Origin of the sequence: Staphylococcus coagulans, from assembly GCF_022557135.1 — a bacterium.
Lineage (GTDB): Bacteria > Bacillota > Bacilli > Staphylococcales > Staphylococcaceae > Staphylococcus > Staphylococcus coagulans.
This window is the reverse complement of sequence record NZ_CP092966.1, coordinates 125,909-143,076: the sequence shown is the minus strand read 5'-3', so window position 1 is coordinate 143,076 and position 17,168 is coordinate 125,909. Positions and strand designations below refer to the sequence as shown.

Genomic DNA, 17,168 nt, shown 5'->3' with positions numbered 1-17,168 from the left:
TGATTTGGAAGGACTTCAAAAAGTTTTAATTAAAATGTGACATTAGATTCCAAAATAATATTCGAAAACGGGGTAATCTCACCTGTGCGGATATTGCCTTTATTCAACGGATGACTCAAATACGCTTTCATTTCTGAGTGCGGGATAAACGCAATTTCTACATCTTGATTGACCAATGCTTTAATCTGTTTCAATTGTGCAGCATTATGCGTTTTAATTTCTTCCGCCAAATAGATTTTTTGAATCTTCAATTCATCTAAAACAGCTGCCAATACATCGATAAAAGAAGGCAATCCTTTTGTTACGGCTAAATCGATTCTTCTCTCATCATTTGGAATCGGCATCCCTGCATCATTGACTGTTAATAAGTCAAAGTGCCCCATCGTTGCGATGGCTTGAGAAACATGGCTATTGAGCATAGTTGATTTTTTCATTATCCTCACCTCTGGCTATTATTTAATAAACACCGTTACCGTTGCGGCTACTAAAATTAATACTAAACCAATAATAGTGACCAACATTTCTTTTTGAGTTTTGCGTTGATTTAAGAAATAAATACCTGTTAATGTTGCTAAAACCACAGATGTTTGAGACAATACGAAACCTGTTGCTAAACCATTCATGTCCGGTTGTGCAGAGATTAAATATGTCAACGCGGCAAAAGCGAAGAAGAAACCTGAAATGATTTGTAGCCAAGTGACCTTTTTGTTGAAAGGATTATCTTTTTTCATTGTCATCAAACCATAAATGACAGCAGCAAGCACCATTCCCATTGCTTGTGGTAAAAATGCGGCTTTACCTCCAATATCTGTCGCTTGCGGTGCTGCTGAATAAAGCCAGTATCCAATTTCGCCAATTAATAAGATAACCACAGCTTTTTTCAAGTCATTATTTCTTGCTTCTTTAGAATCTTCACTCCAAACAGTCATGCGGGCACCGATTAAAATAACAACTAAAGCGGCAAACCCAATCAATTTGTTTGTCAAACCTGGCCAGTTCCCTAATGCAAATACACCCCAAAGTGAGGCACCTAACAATTGGAAAGCTGTCGTTACAGGCATTGCACGTGATGAACCCACATATTCAAATGCTTTGAATGTCATGATTTGACCGAAACACCATCCGGCACCTGAAAGTAATGCAAAAAATAAATCCATCCCAGTAGGAAAATCTCTACCTGTAAATATGAAAAAGGCACCTGCGAAAATCAGCGTTCCGATTGTAGTACCGATAATCTGATTGACTGGTTTACCTCCAAATTTTGATGCGATGGTAGGAAAAAGACCCCAACCTATGAGTGGTCCTAATCCAATCAATAATGCGACCATGTTCATTAATTACACTCCTCTATCTCTATTAAACAATTTATTTTTTCTTTAACAAGTCTATGTATTAAAATATAACACTTATATATAAATACATAAACTTTCTTTTGTCAAAATTGAAAATGATTATTTTAAAATTTAAAAAAATGAAACAAACTTGTCACAGATTTATGAGAATTTCATTTATTCTCATTTTTATATAAACGATGTCTTCTACTTACATCCCCATCACGTCACACGAATCCATTTGAAAAAAGCTTAGCAACATTTGAATCTGCTACCAAGCTTTGCTTTCATCAATTTGTTATTTTTTCTTTTTAGAAACAACCTGAGTATTTTTACCTTTTTTACCGTTACCTGATGCTTTATCCAATTTCGCTTTAATTCTTTTAACTTCTTGTTCGGCATAGGCACCATAATATCGGTTTGCCAAAAACATTTGAACAATCATAAACAAGGCTGACACAGACCAATATAAACCTAACGCTGAGGCAGAAGTTAATGAAATATAAATGATAAAAATTGGTGAGATAATCATCATCATATATCCCATTTGTCGTTGTTCTTTTGGCATATTTTCTAAACTCACGAGTGATTGTAAAAAGTAAAGAACACCGGCAATAACAGTAATTAAAATGTCAGGCTGCGTGAGATGAAACCACAAAAAGTTCGGATGTTCCGTAATACCGCCGTGTGATGGCCATTTTAAAGAAACATATAAGCCAAATAAAATCGGCATTTGAATTAAAATTGGCAAGCAACCTAACATGCTTTTAAACGGATTAAATTCATATTTCTTATAGACTTCCATCATTTCTTGGTTGGCTGCCATTTTTTCTTCTTGTGTCCGCGCTCGTTTCACTTTTTCTTGCACGGCATTCATTTCTGGTTTAGCAATTTCCATTACTCTGCGCATCATTTGACCATTTTTAGTCTGGCTTAACATAAATGGCAACATTACAAAACGAATCACAAGGACGATAATGATAATCGCAAGCCCATAGTTATGGTTGAGATGGTTACCTAACCAATGTAATAAATGATCCATCGGTTGCGCAAAAGTATTATAGAAAAAGCCCGTTCTGTTTTCACTTTTTGAGTAGTCACAACCTGCTAATAAGACTGTAGTTAAACCTAATAACAGTATGTATTTGAGTTTCATCATTCAATCTGCCTTTCCTAATTTGTCGACACATAATCTGTTGTATCCACTTAGCGTCAAAGATACCGCACGATTCATTTGACAGTTTTGTTTTATTGTGTCTATCTTTTGATAGTATCATAATCCATTCGCTTGTCAAATATACGCTGAGTGAGCTAAAAAAGGCAGATTGTGTTCTTTTCTTTATGTAAAGTTGGCTAAAGCTTACTCGATTTTGACCTTCAGCTCGCTGTCGTCAACTTTACTTATACAGATTAAGACTCTATCAAATAAACTTTTTCATTATAGCAACGCATATGTGTGACCTTATCATGTAAGAATTGTTGCCACGCTTTCAGTTGTGACGCACTGTATTTTTCTTTAAGTAACTTCAAAGGGACTTGTAGATTCAAACATCGTCCCGCAATGTTAAAACGTGTGACGCCTGCAGGGACTGTTTTACCTTTACGGACAATGGCTTCAATTTCACTAAACTGTAACGGCTGATATTTCATCAAGATTTCCCGAGGTGTGATACATGTACATGCATCCTGTAAAACACGCTCTACTTGGCATGTCGAACTATAACTCTCTACAACCTTTTCCCAGACATTCATTTTATTCGTGCTCAAATCTTCAGGATATAAGTATTGCTCGATATCTTCATAACACATAGTAATAAATGGTGTCGTATAACGAATTTCGGTTGTCCAAGGCAAATCGGATTCCGCACTTAGAATGGACGTGAGTTGATCACATGGTACTTTGTGACACCACGCTTCTATAGAATATTGAGCTTGGTGAATCACTTGAACGGGAATCACTTTACAGCCTAATGCTTTCAAACTTGTAAAGCGATGAACACCATCAATCACCATATAACGTCCTTGATTCATTGGAACGACTAAAATGGGATGACGGATAAACTGATCCGCTTCAATACTCTCTTTTGTTTTCTCTAAGCGCGAAGGTTCATACGTCTCATGAATGTCAATTTGATCGACATCTATTAATTTGAGTGATTCATGTAAGTCTTTCAATATGATCCCCCCTTTAATGTTGAGATAAATATATAAATTCAGGATGTGGATGACTCAGAAAATCATGATGTGAGATGGACCAACCATATGCGCCGGCATATTGGAAAACGACGACATCTCCAGTCGCGATTTCTGTGATGTCCACTTGTTTCGCAAAAACATCTTTAGGTGTGCACAGTTGACCGACTAATGTCGCAGCATCATTTATTAGATTTACCTTTTCAAAAGCGTAACGTTCCAATGGAGAGGTATAGACCTCAAATGGATGGTTATGTTGCCATGAAACGGGAAGTCGAAACTGCTGTGTGCCACCTTTTAAAATGACAAACCATTCTTGATGGACCTTCTTAATATCTAAAACTTCTGTCGCATAATAACCGATATGTGCGACCAGATAGCGACCACATTCAAAATTCAATGTGACATCTTGCATCTCATAAGCTTCTATAACCGCTTTAAACCCTGCGACAAAATGAGGCCAATCGAATTGGGCGTTTAAATCCTGATAGTTGACACCAATGCCACCACCCAAGTTGAGATGTTGGAGTTCAAACTGATGTTTCTCTGCCCAAGATTTCGCTTTTTGGAAATAGAGTGCCATCACACGCAAGTGTAATTCGGCATCTAAATTATTCGAGATAGAATGAAAATGAAAGCCCTCTAAATGAATATGCGGTAAAGCGAGTGCTTTTTGGATAACCGTATCCATGTCCTCTTCTGAAATACCGAACTGTGTCGGGCGCCCAGCCATATGTAATGTCGCTTCTGGGAAAGGTCCAGACAAGTTGACTCTTAATAGAATAGACTGTTGACGATTTTCTTCTTCTAATATGGCATTAAGTCGTTGGAGTTCATAGAGGCTCTCAACATGAATACGACGCACACCAGATTGGACAGCATACCGTAATTCGGCATCTGTTTTTCCAGGGCCACCAAAAATGATATGGTTGGATGCTACGTGAGCTTGTGCCTTTTCAATCTCACCTTGAGAAGCCACTTCAAAACCAGCAACATATTGAGACATCGCACTTAAAATCGGTGCTTCACTATTCGCTTTCATTGCATAGTACATCTCACAATTTTCAGGTAAAGACTGCACGCAAGCTTGGACATGTGCTGCTAAAGCATCCATATCATAAATATAATGACAAACCGGAGCATCCACCTGTATCGTCGCAATCGTCTCGTTAATTTTCTCCATCTATGTTCACCTCTTTGATTTCTCCAACAGTCTGTTTAAAATGACGATAAATTTTACCGCGGTCGTCACCTAAAACAAACATTTTCACGCCTTTTTGTTGCCATTCTTTAATATGGGCTTGCGTTCTTGGCAATGCACAAAATAGCTTATCGTGGGCTTGTGTCGCTTCAAATACACGCGTAATATGATCCCGTACTGTTGGATGCGTTGTTTGCCAAGGCAATCCTACAGATTGAGATAAATCAGCAGCGCCTTCGATAATCATATCGATACCGTCGACTTGTACGATGTCTTCAATCGCTTCTACACCTTCGATATCTTCAATCATGACTATGACCATAATATGTGCATTCGCTTGCTTCATGGCTTCATCAAGTGGAATCTCACCGAATTGTGCTATGCGCCCGCCATTCAAACTTCTCATACCTTGCGGGTAATAACGACTCAACTTCACCACTTGTTCAGCAGTTTGCTTATCTTTAACATGAGGCACAATGATACCTCTTGCACCCATATCTAATACCTTAATAATGTCACGTTCAATCGCTTGTGTGACTCGCACAATTGGAATGATATGCGCCGCTTCAGCTGTCCGTATCAAATGCGCTAATGTCTCATCATTAATCGCGACATGTTCCGTATCAATAATGACAAAGTCAAAGCCACTCGCCGCCATGATTTCAATCATTAACGGGTCAGGAATGGAATTAAACAAGCCATACAATGCCTCTGTTTGGGCCAATCTTGTCTTCACTGATAAACGTTGCACTTTATACGCCTCCTAACGGATTATTCACGTGATGAATACGCATTTCCGAATCATCTCTCAAACGCCGTGTCGTCAATTTTTCAACTTGAATGGTCGGTTCAAACAAATCAAAATGCGCATAATTTTGAAGATTTGGAAAATGATTTTGATACGTTTTGATGACTTGTGCAATCATCTCCCATTGTTTGCGTTCCTCTAGCTGATATTGGGCATCGATAAACCGTACGATTTCAGCGATATTGATAAAGAAAAAGGCATCATGCAAAAAGTCTCTGACTAATGCTTCATCTTCTGTTTCAATAAATGAATTACTATTAATCTTTTTATGCGACTCTGGCATCTCTTTTAACTTTGGATCTTGTGCAATATCACTAAGTAACGCACGTTTAAAGCGAATACCATCATGAAAGTCTTTTAATGCAATGCGTGTTGGCCATCCATCTTCATGAATAAGCATCATGTTTTGCGCATGCGATTCAAAAGCGATGCCGTGATAGTAAAGCATGTGAATCATCGGCTCAATCGCAACTTTGAAAAATTGCTCTAACCATGCTTCTAAGCCATATTGCGCAATCCAAGTTTGGATGAGCGGTTGCTGTTGCGTATCTAAAACGTAAAGTGCATTAAATGGTATCGCAGACTCTTTTGGTTCAAGGTAGTTGTGAATATTTTCTCTCCATATCACTCCAAGCGCGCCGTATACGTGCGCTTGCTTGGTCTCTGTTGCCTGTTTATTCAAATAGGCTTGACCCAATACTTCGCCTAAAAAGACTGTTTTTAAAGTTTCTGCTAAATAAACATCGTGCGCTTGAATTTTTTTTATCCAATCCGTAATCTGTGCTGCATTTTCAATCGTATGTGGTGCTAAGATGCGTTTTGTCGATGTATTCGTCAAGCTCATCGGTACTTTTAAGTAGTAACGCTCCGGTTGTTGTGGCGTTAATGTACGAATAGATTGTTGCGGCGTGTACTTTTCTTCTGACATTCCTAAGTACAACAATTCGCCTTGCCATTTCGCCTCCGCAAATTCGACTTCTATGACACGTTCAAATTGCCATGGGTGAACGGGTAGGATGGCGACATCGTCAACGTCTTTGCCATGAGATTGAATCGTTTCCACAAATTGCGTATAAGTATCAGACCCCAGTTGCGCTTGTAACAGCTGACTCACTTCTATCGACTGTGAAATAGTTTCTTCTATATTATGTTTATCTACAGCCACCCAATGTAGTTGAAATGCAGGTCGAAAATCTGGGCCATATGTCGCGTTATCTTTTAAGCTAAAACCTAAACGTGATTTGTAGCTCGGATGATACATGTGTCCATCCATCGCATAAGCTTCATAGTCATCATAAGTGACGAGCTTTTCAACGGGATGTGCCTTGCGATAACGCCAAGCTTGGATGTCTTTAAGCTCGGTTTGTAGCAATTCAATGATGAAGTGCTCTAATTTTGCTTCATCTTTTTCGAATGTAAATTCAACTGTTCTTAACAGTGTCACATAATCTAGCGTTTCCGCTTGACCTTCTGCATGACGCAACCATACAGGAGAAACAACCGTTAAGCGCCCAAAACTCAATGAAGCTTGAATATCAACCTGATAGCTGACATCCGTTCCTTTAAGGGTGTAACGATCGTAGTCTTTAAACGATGCAACGTCATACTGTACGACATCTTCATAAATTAATGACGTTATCAGTTGGTTCATAATGCGTGTTCTTACTTTTTGTACGATACTATCCAACGAGGTGATCCTCCTTTTCCATAAAAATCGGATTCGGTATGTCGATGTAAATTGGATTTTCGCCACAATCTTTCAATTTACTTGTTAAGTTCGCTTTCGCTTCAAAAAATGGTGTGTCACATAAATCTTGAATACACGCTTGCATCACTTCATTACCACTAGCTTGCCACTGGACTAACTGTTGGCGCACTACAGACCAAAGTTGTGATTCATTACGGTATCCTTTTCCTATCGTTGAAATGAGATGTCCAAGCTGATTGACAATAATATAATATTTAAAGCGATGCCATGCTTCTTGATGTGGTAAGACTACTGGACTCTCTTCGTGAACAATATTAGGAATAATATTCGCTTGTTGTGCAAGTTCACGTGATACACAAATACCTTCTAAGTCTCTGACATAACACGTATGTGGACGACCCTGTTTTAATGCAATCAGTGTATTTTGAACATGCGCTTCTAAACTAATCCCTGTTTCTGAGAACAGTTTCAGCATTGGTCGTAACGTCATATTTAAGTAATCAGCAAGCCACGCTTCACTCGTAAATCCACTCTGTTTAATACGCTGACTTAATAACGATGTCGCATTATCTGGTAACGTTTCTACTAAACTCGCAAGCACGTGAATATCTTGCTCGGTTTGATAACTTTCAATACCTTCTCTTACAATCATGGCGCTATTTTCTAAAAGATGACTGTCGGCTTGCGAATCTACTTTAAAAGCGCGATAACCTTCTTCAAACATCAGCTTAAAGGCTGCAGTTTCATAAGAACGTTTAACTGTTGCGATGATTTCTGCGGCATCTAATGTACGTTCAATTTGTTCGAAGTCATTGGTTCTTACAAAATTAGTAATTTTCACTTGAATCGGTAGCTTCAAATAAAAGTTCAAATGTTTCGCAAAAACTGTGCGCACAGAGGAAGTCGGATAAACTTCATCACCACATGGTCCATAAACACGGACTAACCCTTTTGCACACCATACTTTGAACAGTCCACTTTGTTTCAAAATATCAATTTGGAAAGGGTGCACAGCAAGTAATTTGAAGTCTTTGCCGATGTCTGATTTAGGAATTTTAGACAACTGATGTAATTTCGTATCCACCCCTGACTGATGTCCTGTTACATAACGTTCAAGTAGCAATGATTGGTGGACTGCAATATAAAATAATCGGAATGACACATGACACTCTGGCGCATATGCTTGAATGTCTGCTTGTGAAAATCCTGTCGCACTTTTAGGCGTAGGATGAAAAGGATGACCTAAATAGAGCGACTGTTCTGATTGAATGTAACGCGTTTCATGATGTTGAGACTCACGAAAGGCTAAATAGCAAGCTGTCCGTTCAATACTATTATCAATATCAGTTTGCACTGCTTCCAAACGCTGTTTGATTTCACTTTGGTCTTCATCCGTCTCATCCACCATTTTTTCTAAAATAAGATGGATCCCTTCCACTGGTGTCAGTTGCGATACTGTATCACCTTCGTGTAATGTGATGTGATTGTCATACATATGATGTCCCATCGGTGACCAGTAACTGAATTGGCCCATCAATTTACGCGCCTCATTCAGTTGAATTGTCCATTGATAAGAAGGGTCAGACTTCCGATACTGCCCATTTTCTCGAAAATAGACATTCAATATTCTTTCTAATGCAGCATGCGTTGCGATGTTTTTTGTATTATGCTTTTGCACGTTTTTCCTTTGCCTCCCATAGTTTCATTAAAGTCAAATCGACTTTCTGATTTTTAATATGTGATGAGCATAAAACTAAACTGCTCATTATAAAAACACAGCCCATGACAATAAAGGTCATACTTGGTTGCGTATAACTTGTAATCGCGGCGCCACCTAAACTACCTAACACCTGTCCTAACACGAGCAAACTATTCGTCGAACCTACAAAAGTCCCTTTCAAACGTTGATCACTCGCATTAACGACGACAAACATTACACTTTGAATGAGTGCGCTATATGTGAGGCCCTGCAAAATACGCGTGATTCCGAGTATCCATACGTTTGGTGAAATGCCTTGTAAGACAACACTCAAGCCACATAAAACACTCGCAGTGATATAAACACTTTTGACATAGGAACGATCATTAAAATAACCCCATAACGGTGCACTCATCATTGAAGCCGTCCAAAAAGCAGACTGCAAGAAACCGACGACGGCGCGATGATCGACAGCTGTTTGATTCACTTCTGATGTTAAAGGTGCTAATGCTGTCAACATGCCGTACATCGCAAAGTTTGCTAAAATGCCTACAACGATGAAACGAGACGTCACTTTGGATGACAATAAACATTGAATGGAACGGCGTACACTCGTCTGAACCTTTTGCGCTGACGTTATAGCGATGTGTGCAGTTTCTTTGAGTAAGAAGACACCTAACACACAAATAACAAAAGTGAATATGGCGATACCTATTAATAACACTTGGAATCCGAGTAGCGTCGCAAGCACACCCCCGATGAGGGGCCCTATCAATGATCCTGCACTGACAGAGCTTTGCAATTTGCCTAACACGGCGCCCCGCTTCTCCGGTGGTGCTTCACTACTTGCGAAAGCACTTGATGCATCAACGACACCACCAAAAACACCTTGTAACAATCTCACAATGACAAATTGTAAAGGGGTTTGACAGAATCCCATTAATAATAAGCACATACCTAATCCGAAAAGTGCACGTAAAACCATCCATTTTCGACTGATTTTGTCACCGAGCTTGCCCCATAAAGGAGAGGAAATCATTGTTGTAATGGCCGGTGCAGCAATGGCAATACCACTCCAAAACTGAATCTCTACGACACTCAAATCTTGCAGTGACGCCATATAAATAGGTAATAAAGGCACTAATACCGTTAACCCTGCTATGGAAATAAACTGGCTCATCCACAACATTCTAAAGTTGGTTTTCCAAATTTTCTCACTATTCATGTTTCATCATAGGATTGGGCACACGACCTAAACTGGAAGGCATACTCCCTCCACCCGATTCTTTTTGCAATAACAGCGGCAATATAATGCGTTTAAACGGCCATGTCTGTTGCTCAAGTAAAATAGCTTCGACTTTCTCTTTATCTTCAGGCAACCATTCTATCGTAGAAACCCAATATGTTAATTGATTGCGTAAAATAGTCATTAAATCATGTTCTGCAATATCAAAGACTTGGACTAACGCATCAATAATGGCGTACAAATTAACACTGACCGCTAACGTTTGGAAATAAGCAAAGAAATCTTCTAGCGTTTCATTGATGAGCGTGTTCGGTGTATCTTTACGTACGGTATACTGAGGCACCTCAATGTGCTGCTGTTTTAACCATTCTGGATAGATGCGTACCGTATCGTGATCACGTAAAACGAAGCTTGAAACTTTGCCATCTTTAAATGCAATCAGTACATTTTGTCCATGAAGTTCAGGTAAGGCGCCCGACTTCATAAATGAACATGTCATCTCTAAAAATGACGACGTAATAGCTTCAAATAAATCCGTGATTTGTGCCTGTGTGAGTGACCCATGAGGCTGACTTAAAATCATGCGGTACAGTGAATCATCGTGTGCTGCAAGAGCTGCCATTGAAACCAACTGTTGCCCGACATCTTTTTTAATCGCTTCAGGATATTGTCTGAATTGCATCGTCAAATGTCCTAACTGATCTTTGAAAATATCACCGTCTGTCGATAAATAGGACCACCATGCCGTCTCATCACATGGCCATACATGACCTTTGAGTCGCTCATCTTGTTGAATCAACGTGTGTAATAATTGTTCAGCTACTTCGCCATTCTTCATATAACGTGTCGGTGTTAATCGAAGTGCCCCTAAAGATTGAATGGATAGTGGCACTTTCAAATGTTCAAACGGTTGTTCCAGATTAATGAGCGTTCTCATAGAAGAAGAGGATAAATAACGTCCAAACGTATGCTTTAAGCGCACCACTTGTTGTGCTTCTATTTCAGCTTCGAATTCAACAGGAAGCACATGTTCATACTGCCATGGATGAACCGGAAAGATCATATACGCTGTCTCTAATAGACCTCTCTCTTGAAGTTCTGCTTTGCATGGGTCTAACGTTGCACCAAAATAATCCTGATAACGTTGGGCATCTGCTTTTTGACCATTTAATACGAAGTCTTTATGAACCGCTACCGTATTCAGTGCGATCGGTTGATGAAATTCTGACTGATACTTTTCATAGTCACTTACGCGAAATCCACGCTTTTCCTTCGCGATAGGATGAAACGGGCGATCTTTAAAACTCGCTAATTGCTCGGCTCTAATAAATGGATGGTCAGACAAGTTCATGCCCTTCAGTTGTCCTGTTAATTGTTGTACGGCGTCTTGTAATCCTTGTCTAAAACGTCGCCATTCCCACGCTTCTGCTTCTGATGGATTCATTTCGACGATTTGCTCCCATAATTCAACAGCATGCAATGTTTTTTCTTGACCATGCTGACAGAGTAGGACAGCACTCGGCGCATAACGAAACAGATTTAACCCACTCATATAAACAGGAATGCTTAAGTACCTTTCCGTTGTGCCATAATGTAAAAACAATTGATGACCATGCACCACAACCTCACTCTTAGACGCTAATCCACCGATATCTTCGAATAAAAGCGCATCTACCAAATCTTTTAAAATCGTTTGTTGCGCAAGCGCTTCGTTATTTCGTATTTTTTGCACATTCATGAGTGAACACCCCTTAATATAAACTCAATGATGTTCCAACATTTTGTGCTTTTGCTTCTCGATAAATGAAATACGCACTTGCAATATCTTCAATCGCCATACCCATTGGATTTAATAAAATGATTTCTTCATCATTTTCTCTTCCTACAACTTCACCTGTCACAAGCTGTCCTAATTCAGCATGAAGTTTATCTTTACTAAATTGACCTTCTAAAACAAGTTGATTGATTGTTTTCTTCTCGCGATTACATTGCGACCAGTCATCGACAACGACTTTATCTGCTTTAACAAATACGTCTTTTTGTACATCCATAATCGAAATATTACTAATAAATGCACCTTTTTGAAGCCATTCATATTCAATGTAAGGTTGATCCGTCACTGTACATGGAATAATCACTTCACCTTGCATGACCGCTTCTTTAGCTGTTTCAGCTTTAATAAATGTAATATCCGGACGCAATGCTTCCCATTTCTCGATAAATTGAATCGCTGCTTTGTCAAAATGATCATATATGTATACATTGCGAATACTTTCAAATTGTTCAAGCATCGTTTGAAGCTGCTTATCTCCAATTAAGCCACATCCAATGATTGTTAAATCTTTAAAACCAGGCTTAGCTAAATATTTTGCGGCAATAGCGGAAACGGCAGCCGTACGCATACTACTAATCAAACTTGCTTCCATCACTGCGATAGGATAGTTCGTTTCAGGGTCATTAAGAATAATAACCGCACTTGCACGTTCTTTTTGACGTTTTGACGGATTGTCATGCTTACTACCAATCCATTTAATCCCAGAAATTGAAAGGTCGCCGCCAATATGACTTGGCATCGCGATAATACGGTCAGCAATATGGCCATTCTCTGAATTTTGTCTTAAGTAAGGCTTTAAAGGCTGGACAAAATCTTCATGGGCATGCGCAGTGAGTGCTTCTGTCAATGCATCAACATAGATTTGTGAGTGGTCACCTCCTAAGTTTTGGATATCTGTACGATTTAAATATAATAATTCGTTATTCATGTGTGATGTGCTCCTTCTTATGTTTTAATTGTTCTAACCATTGTTCTGAATAAACTAAATCTAAATAACGATCGCCTCTATCTGGAAAAATCGTCACAATTGTTTTGCGCGGTTCTATGCGTTGCGTCAACTGTGCAATCGCAGAAACGACTGAACCTGTCGAGCCTCCTGCAAAAATGCCTTCTTCATTGACTAACTGCTGGCATCCGAGCGCTGAATCATAATCATCGACATGAATGACATCATCAATCTCTGCGTGATTAAGAATTTCAGGCACGCGACTGGCACCGATACCCGGTAGCTCTCGATGACATGGGGTGTCCCCAAAAATAACAGAGCCTTTCGCATCGACTGCGATAATTTGCGCATTCGGATGATGGGCTTTAATTTTTCGACTCATCCCCATAATGCTTCCCGTCGTACTGACAGGCGCCACAAAGTAATCAATAGGTCTATCCATAGCCGCAACTATTTCACTGCCTGCCCCATGATAGTGTGCTTTCCAATTCAACTCATTCGCATATTGATTGATCCAGTAGGCATTGTCATCTTGTTGCAACAGCGCCTTTACTCTCTTAATACGCGTGATTAAATAACCGCCGTGTTCATCTGGTTCATCAACCATATCTATATTTGCACCATAACTTTGGATAATTTTTAAATTAATGGGTGAAATTTTAGGATCAACGACACACGTTAACTTTAAGCCTTTAATCTTGGCAATCATGGCTAAAGCAATGCCGAGATTTCCAGAAGTGCTTTCGATTAAGTGTGTGGACGAATCAATGCGTCCTGTTTCTAATCCATGTTCAATAATGTATTTGGCCGGTCTATCTTTCATACTTCCACCAGGATTCATATACTCCAATTTGGCAAACACATCATGTTCTGGAAACATTTTTTGAAGTTGTACCATCGGTGTATTGCCAATACAAGACAGTAATGTATCTTGGTGCGGTTCAGCTTTATTAAACAAAAACATTCCTCCTAAAATTATATTGTGTGATTCAATTGATAATGATTATCATTATCGATAGGCTGTATTATATTTTCTCAAAATATTCATGTCAAACATTTATATATTTTCTTTTTTTTAAAAAATTGTATTGACTTGAAGATAACTTTCATACATACTACAATTGATAATGATTCTCATTGTCATAATATAGGAGGAGGATTCCGACAACTTATGAAGAATACATTTAAGGTCTTTATGATGGCGCTTGCTTTCATTCTTGTATTAGCCGCATGTGGCAATAATTCTCAAAAAGAGACAGAGAAAAAAGAGAACGATGCGGTGACAATTAAACATGCTTTAGGTACGACTGAAATTAAAGGTGAACCTAAAAGAGTCGTTACGTTATACCAAGGTGCAACTGATGTTGCCGTTGCTTTAGGTGTTAAACCCGTTGGTGCTGTAGAATCATGGGCACAACAACCTAAATATGATTATTTGAAAGATGATTTAAAAGATACAAAGATTGTAGGTCAAGAACCTGCACCGAATTTAGAAGAAATTGCGAAGTTAAAACCTGATTTGATTGTTGCTTCAAAAGTGCGTAATGAAAAAGTTTACGACCAACTTTCAAAAATCGCCCCTACAATTTCTCAAGACACTGTTTATAAATTTAAAGACACGACAGAAATGATGGGTAAAGCTTTAGGTAAAGAAAAAGAAGCAGATGCATTACTGAAAAAATATGATGATAAAGTAGCGAAGTTTAAGAAAGATGCAGAAGCGAAATATGGTGACAAATGGCCACTTTCTGCTTCAGTTGTGAACTTCCGTGCTGACCATACTCGTATTTATGCAAGTGGTTATGCAGGCGATATTTTACACGACTTAGGTTTCAAACGCCCAGAAGCGCAACAAAAAGAAGTTGATAAAGGAAAAGACATTATTCAATTAACATCTAAAGAGAGTATTCCTTTAATGGATGCAGATCAAATTTTCGTTTTCAAATCTGATCCTACTGCAAAAGATGCTAAACTCGTTAAACAAACAGAAGACGAGTGGACTTCAAGCAATGAATGGAAAAACCTAGACGCTGTTAAAAAAGGACACGTTGCTAAAAACGTCGACGAAATCACTTGGAATTTAGCAGGTGGTTATCAATCATCATTAAAATTAATCGATGACTTATACGAAAAATTAGACATTAAAAAATAATGTCATGAAATAAGGAGTTACACTATGTCACTTAAACCTCCGCAACATCTTTTGATTGCAGGTTTATGTCTTATCGTTGTAACCGTGCTGAGTTTAATGCTTGGGAATACGCTTGTATCACTACCACAGTTGATACAGGCGTTCTTCCACTTTGATAGAAACAACGATATACATACACTGATTACAGGCGCTCGTGCCTCTCGCACACTCATTGCACTACTGACAGGCGCAGCTTTATCCGTCTCAGGACTTTTAATGCAAGTCCTCACACGAAATCCAGTTGCATCTCCAGGACTTTTTGGTGTTAATGCAGGTGCTGTTTTTTTTATCGTATTTAGCATTACGTTTATTCAAGTAAGTTCATTTGAAGCATTAATTGTGATTGCATTTATTGGCGCAATGCTTGTCACGTTTTTAGTCGTTGCTCTAGGAATGTTTCGACAAACGCAATTTTCACCACAACGTGTGATTTTAGCAGGTGCCTCTATCGCAATGCTTTTTACCGCCTTTACACAAGGCATATTAATCATGAGTGAAACCCATTTACAAGGCTTTCTATTTTGGCTTGCAGGTTCCGTTTCACTGCGTAATATTTGGGAGATTAAATGGATTATACCCTTCCTTATCGTTCTCATATGTATTGCTTATTGTATGTCTTCACGCATTAATATCTTGATGACAAGTGATGAGATTGCGACTGGATTAGGTCAAAACATAAAAGCGACAAAGTGGTTATTGATACTTTTAATCAGTTCCCTTGCTGGCCTATCTGTAGCCTTAGCGGGTTCTATCGCATTTATTGGATTGATTGTCCCAAATATTAGTAAAGCGCTATTACCACCAAACTATAAATATTTAATACCTCACTCGGCTATCGTCGGTGCTTGTTTAATGATGATTTCTGATATTGTTGCGAGAATGATTATTCGCCCGTTAGAACTGCCGGTCGGTGTTGTCACAGCTGTCATTGGCGCAAGTGTATTGATTTATCTTATGCGGAAAGGAATCTATCGCCTATGAATCCAACATTAAAACTGAAAGAAACCTTTCTTCTGATTGGCATTACCGTTGCGCTAATCGTTCTTGTACTTTTAAGTATGATGGTTGGGCCGACATATATTCCGTTATCAGAGGTCATCGCATATTTGATTCATCCATCAGAAAGTGCTAACCAATTTACGCTAGAAGTGCTTCGGTTACCTCGTATTACATTAGCGATTTTAGCCGGAACTGCATTTGGTATCAGTGGTTTATTACTACAAAATGTCTTAAAAAACCCAATCGCCTCTCCTGACATTATCGGTGTCACAGGGGGTGCAAGTTTAAGTGCTGTCTTTTTTATTACATTTTTCAGTAGCTTGAGTATTCACTGGTTACCCGTATTTGCTGTCAGTGGTGGTGCCATTGGTATGTTAATATTGTTGTCCTTTCAGGTTAAGCGTACGATTCGTCCTTCTACATTGATTATTATTGGGATTGCGCTTCAAACACTCTTTATTGCGCTCGTACAAGGCTTAATGCTGACAGCCAAGCAATTGTCAGCATCTAAAGCCTATACATGGCTCGTAGGGAGTCTTTACGGGGGAACTTTCCAAGATGCTGCCGTTTTATTCATCGTTCTATTATGTATGGTGCCATTGTTGGCTCTCGTTATTCCAAGAATGAAAGTGGCCGCATTAGACGATGCTATTAGCATTGGCTTAGGACTTAACTTAACCCAAACACGTCTTATCCAAATCATCATCTCTACCGTGCTTGTTTCTGTTGCGATCAGTTTTGTCGGTAACATTGGTTTTGTTGGTTTGATTGCCCCTCACATTGCTAAAACACTGATTAAACAAAGCGCGTTTAAACAAATACTGATGTCTGCACTGATAGGTGCTATTTCAATATTGGTCGCAGATTTCGTCGGACGGACACTCTTTTTACCGAAAGAAATACCGGCAGGTGTCTTCATCGCCAGCTTCGGTGCACCGTTTTTCATTTACCTATTACTAACCGTAAAAAAATTTTAATTGACCTAATTCATTGCTTCATCCGATGGGAGTGG

At 39.0% G+C, this 17,168-nt stretch carries 15 protein-coding genes; 3 read left to right on the top strand and 12 right to left on the bottom strand.

Going from position 1 to position 17,168, the window contains the following annotated elements; all coding sequences use genetic code 11:
* Window positions 1–29: 29 nt before the first annotated feature.
* The 12 genes from rbsD to sbnA form a co-directional block, all read right to left on the bottom strand.
* On the bottom strand, window positions 30–434 hold the full coding sequence (gene rbsD, locus KM149_RS00655) for a D-ribose pyranase (protein ID WP_214970607.1): 405 nt from the start codon (window positions 432–434) through the stop codon (window positions 30–32).
* An 18-nt stretch (window positions 435–452) separates the two neighbouring features.
* Window positions 453–1,334, bottom strand: coding sequence for a ribose/proton symporter RbsU (rbsU, locus tag KM149_RS00650; protein WP_241415440.1), 882 nt, complete (start codon window positions 1,332–1,334; stop codon window positions 453–455).
* Between the two features lie 295 nt (window positions 1,335–1,629).
* Window positions 1,630–2,487, bottom strand: a complete 858-nt coding sequence (gene yidC / locus KM149_RS00645; RefSeq protein ID WP_241415573.1) for a membrane protein insertase YidC — start codon at window positions 2,485–2,487, stop codon at window positions 1,630–1,632.
* Window positions 2,488–2,741: 254 nt separating this feature from the next.
* Window positions 2,742–3,506, bottom strand: coding sequence for a bifunctional transcriptional regulator/O-phospho-L-serine synthase SbnI (sbnI, locus tag KM149_RS00640; RefSeq protein WP_165545343.1), 765 nt, complete (start codon window positions 3,504–3,506; stop codon window positions 2,742–2,744).
* A gap of 13 nt (window positions 3,507–3,519) precedes the next feature.
* On the bottom strand, window positions 3,520–4,707 hold the full coding sequence (locus KM149_RS00635) for a type III PLP-dependent enzyme (protein ID WP_241415439.1): 1,188 nt from the start codon (window positions 4,705–4,707) through the stop codon (window positions 3,520–3,522).
* Window positions 4,694–5,476 carry an HpcH/HpaI aldolase family protein gene (locus KM149_RS00630; protein ID WP_241415438.1) on the bottom strand — a complete coding sequence of 261 codons (783 nt, stop codon included), beginning with the start codon at window positions 5,474–5,476 and terminating at the stop codon, window positions 4,694–4,696. The genes KM149_RS00635 and KM149_RS00630 overlap by 14 nt, the downstream gene beginning before the upstream one ends.
* Before the next feature lies 1 nt (window position 5,477).
* On the bottom strand, window positions 5,478–7,220 hold the full coding sequence (sbnF, locus tag KM149_RS00625; protein ID WP_241415437.1) for a staphyloferrin B biosynthesis protein SbnF: 1,743 nt from the start codon (window positions 7,218–7,220) through the stop codon (window positions 5,478–5,480).
* Window positions 7,213–8,919, bottom strand: a complete 1,707-nt coding sequence (locus KM149_RS00620) for an IucA/IucC family protein (protein ID WP_241415436.1) — start codon at window positions 8,917–8,919, stop codon at window positions 7,213–7,215. Before KM149_RS00620 ends, sbnF begins: the two co-directional genes overlap by 8 nt.
* A complete protein-coding gene (locus tag KM149_RS00615; protein ID WP_214970619.1) occupies window positions 8,906–10,165 on the bottom strand; it encodes an MFS transporter in 1,260 nt (419 codons plus the stop codon). Before KM149_RS00615 ends, KM149_RS00620 begins: the two co-directional genes overlap by 14 nt.
* Window positions 10,158–11,909: a staphyloferrin B biosynthesis protein SbnC gene (gene sbnC / locus KM149_RS00610; protein ID WP_241415572.1), complete on the bottom strand. Its 1,752-nt coding sequence runs from the start codon at window positions 11,907–11,909 to the stop codon at window positions 10,158–10,160. Before sbnC ends, KM149_RS00615 begins: the two co-directional genes overlap by 8 nt.
* A 28-nt stretch (window positions 11,910–11,937) precedes the next feature.
* Window positions 11,938–12,948 (bottom strand): 2,3-diaminopropionate biosynthesis protein SbnB, encoded by a 1,011-nt coding sequence (gene sbnB, locus KM149_RS00605; RefSeq protein WP_241415435.1) that lies wholly within the window; start codon window positions 12,946–12,948, stop codon window positions 11,938–11,940.
* Complete coding sequence (gene sbnA / locus KM149_RS00600) at window positions 12,941–13,930, bottom strand: 2,3-diaminopropionate biosynthesis protein SbnA (RefSeq protein WP_037559398.1); 990 nt, start codon at window positions 13,928–13,930, stop codon at window positions 12,941–12,943. Before sbnA ends, sbnB begins: the two co-directional genes overlap by 8 nt.
* Window positions 13,931–14,137: 207 nt before the next feature.
* Between sbnA and KM149_RS00595 the strand changes: the two genes are divergently transcribed.
* From KM149_RS00595 to KM149_RS00585, 3 genes are read left to right on the top strand one after another with little or no spacing between them, the layout of a single operon-like run.
* Complete coding sequence (locus KM149_RS00595; RefSeq protein WP_241415434.1) at window positions 14,138–15,118, top strand: ABC transporter substrate-binding protein; 981 nt, start codon at window positions 14,138–14,140, stop codon at window positions 15,116–15,118.
* Window positions 15,119–15,142: 24 nt separating this feature from the next.
* Window positions 15,143–16,138 carry a FecCD family ABC transporter permease gene (locus KM149_RS00590; protein WP_050344960.1) on the top strand — a complete coding sequence of 332 codons (996 nt, stop codon included), beginning with the start codon at window positions 15,143–15,145 and terminating at the stop codon, window positions 16,136–16,138.
* Complete coding sequence (locus KM149_RS00585) at window positions 16,135–17,133, top strand: FecCD family ABC transporter permease (protein WP_241415433.1); 999 nt, start codon at window positions 16,135–16,137, stop codon at window positions 17,131–17,133. Before KM149_RS00590 ends, KM149_RS00585 begins: the two co-directional genes overlap by 4 nt.
* The last annotated feature ends 35 nt before the right edge of the window (window positions 17,134–17,168 follow it).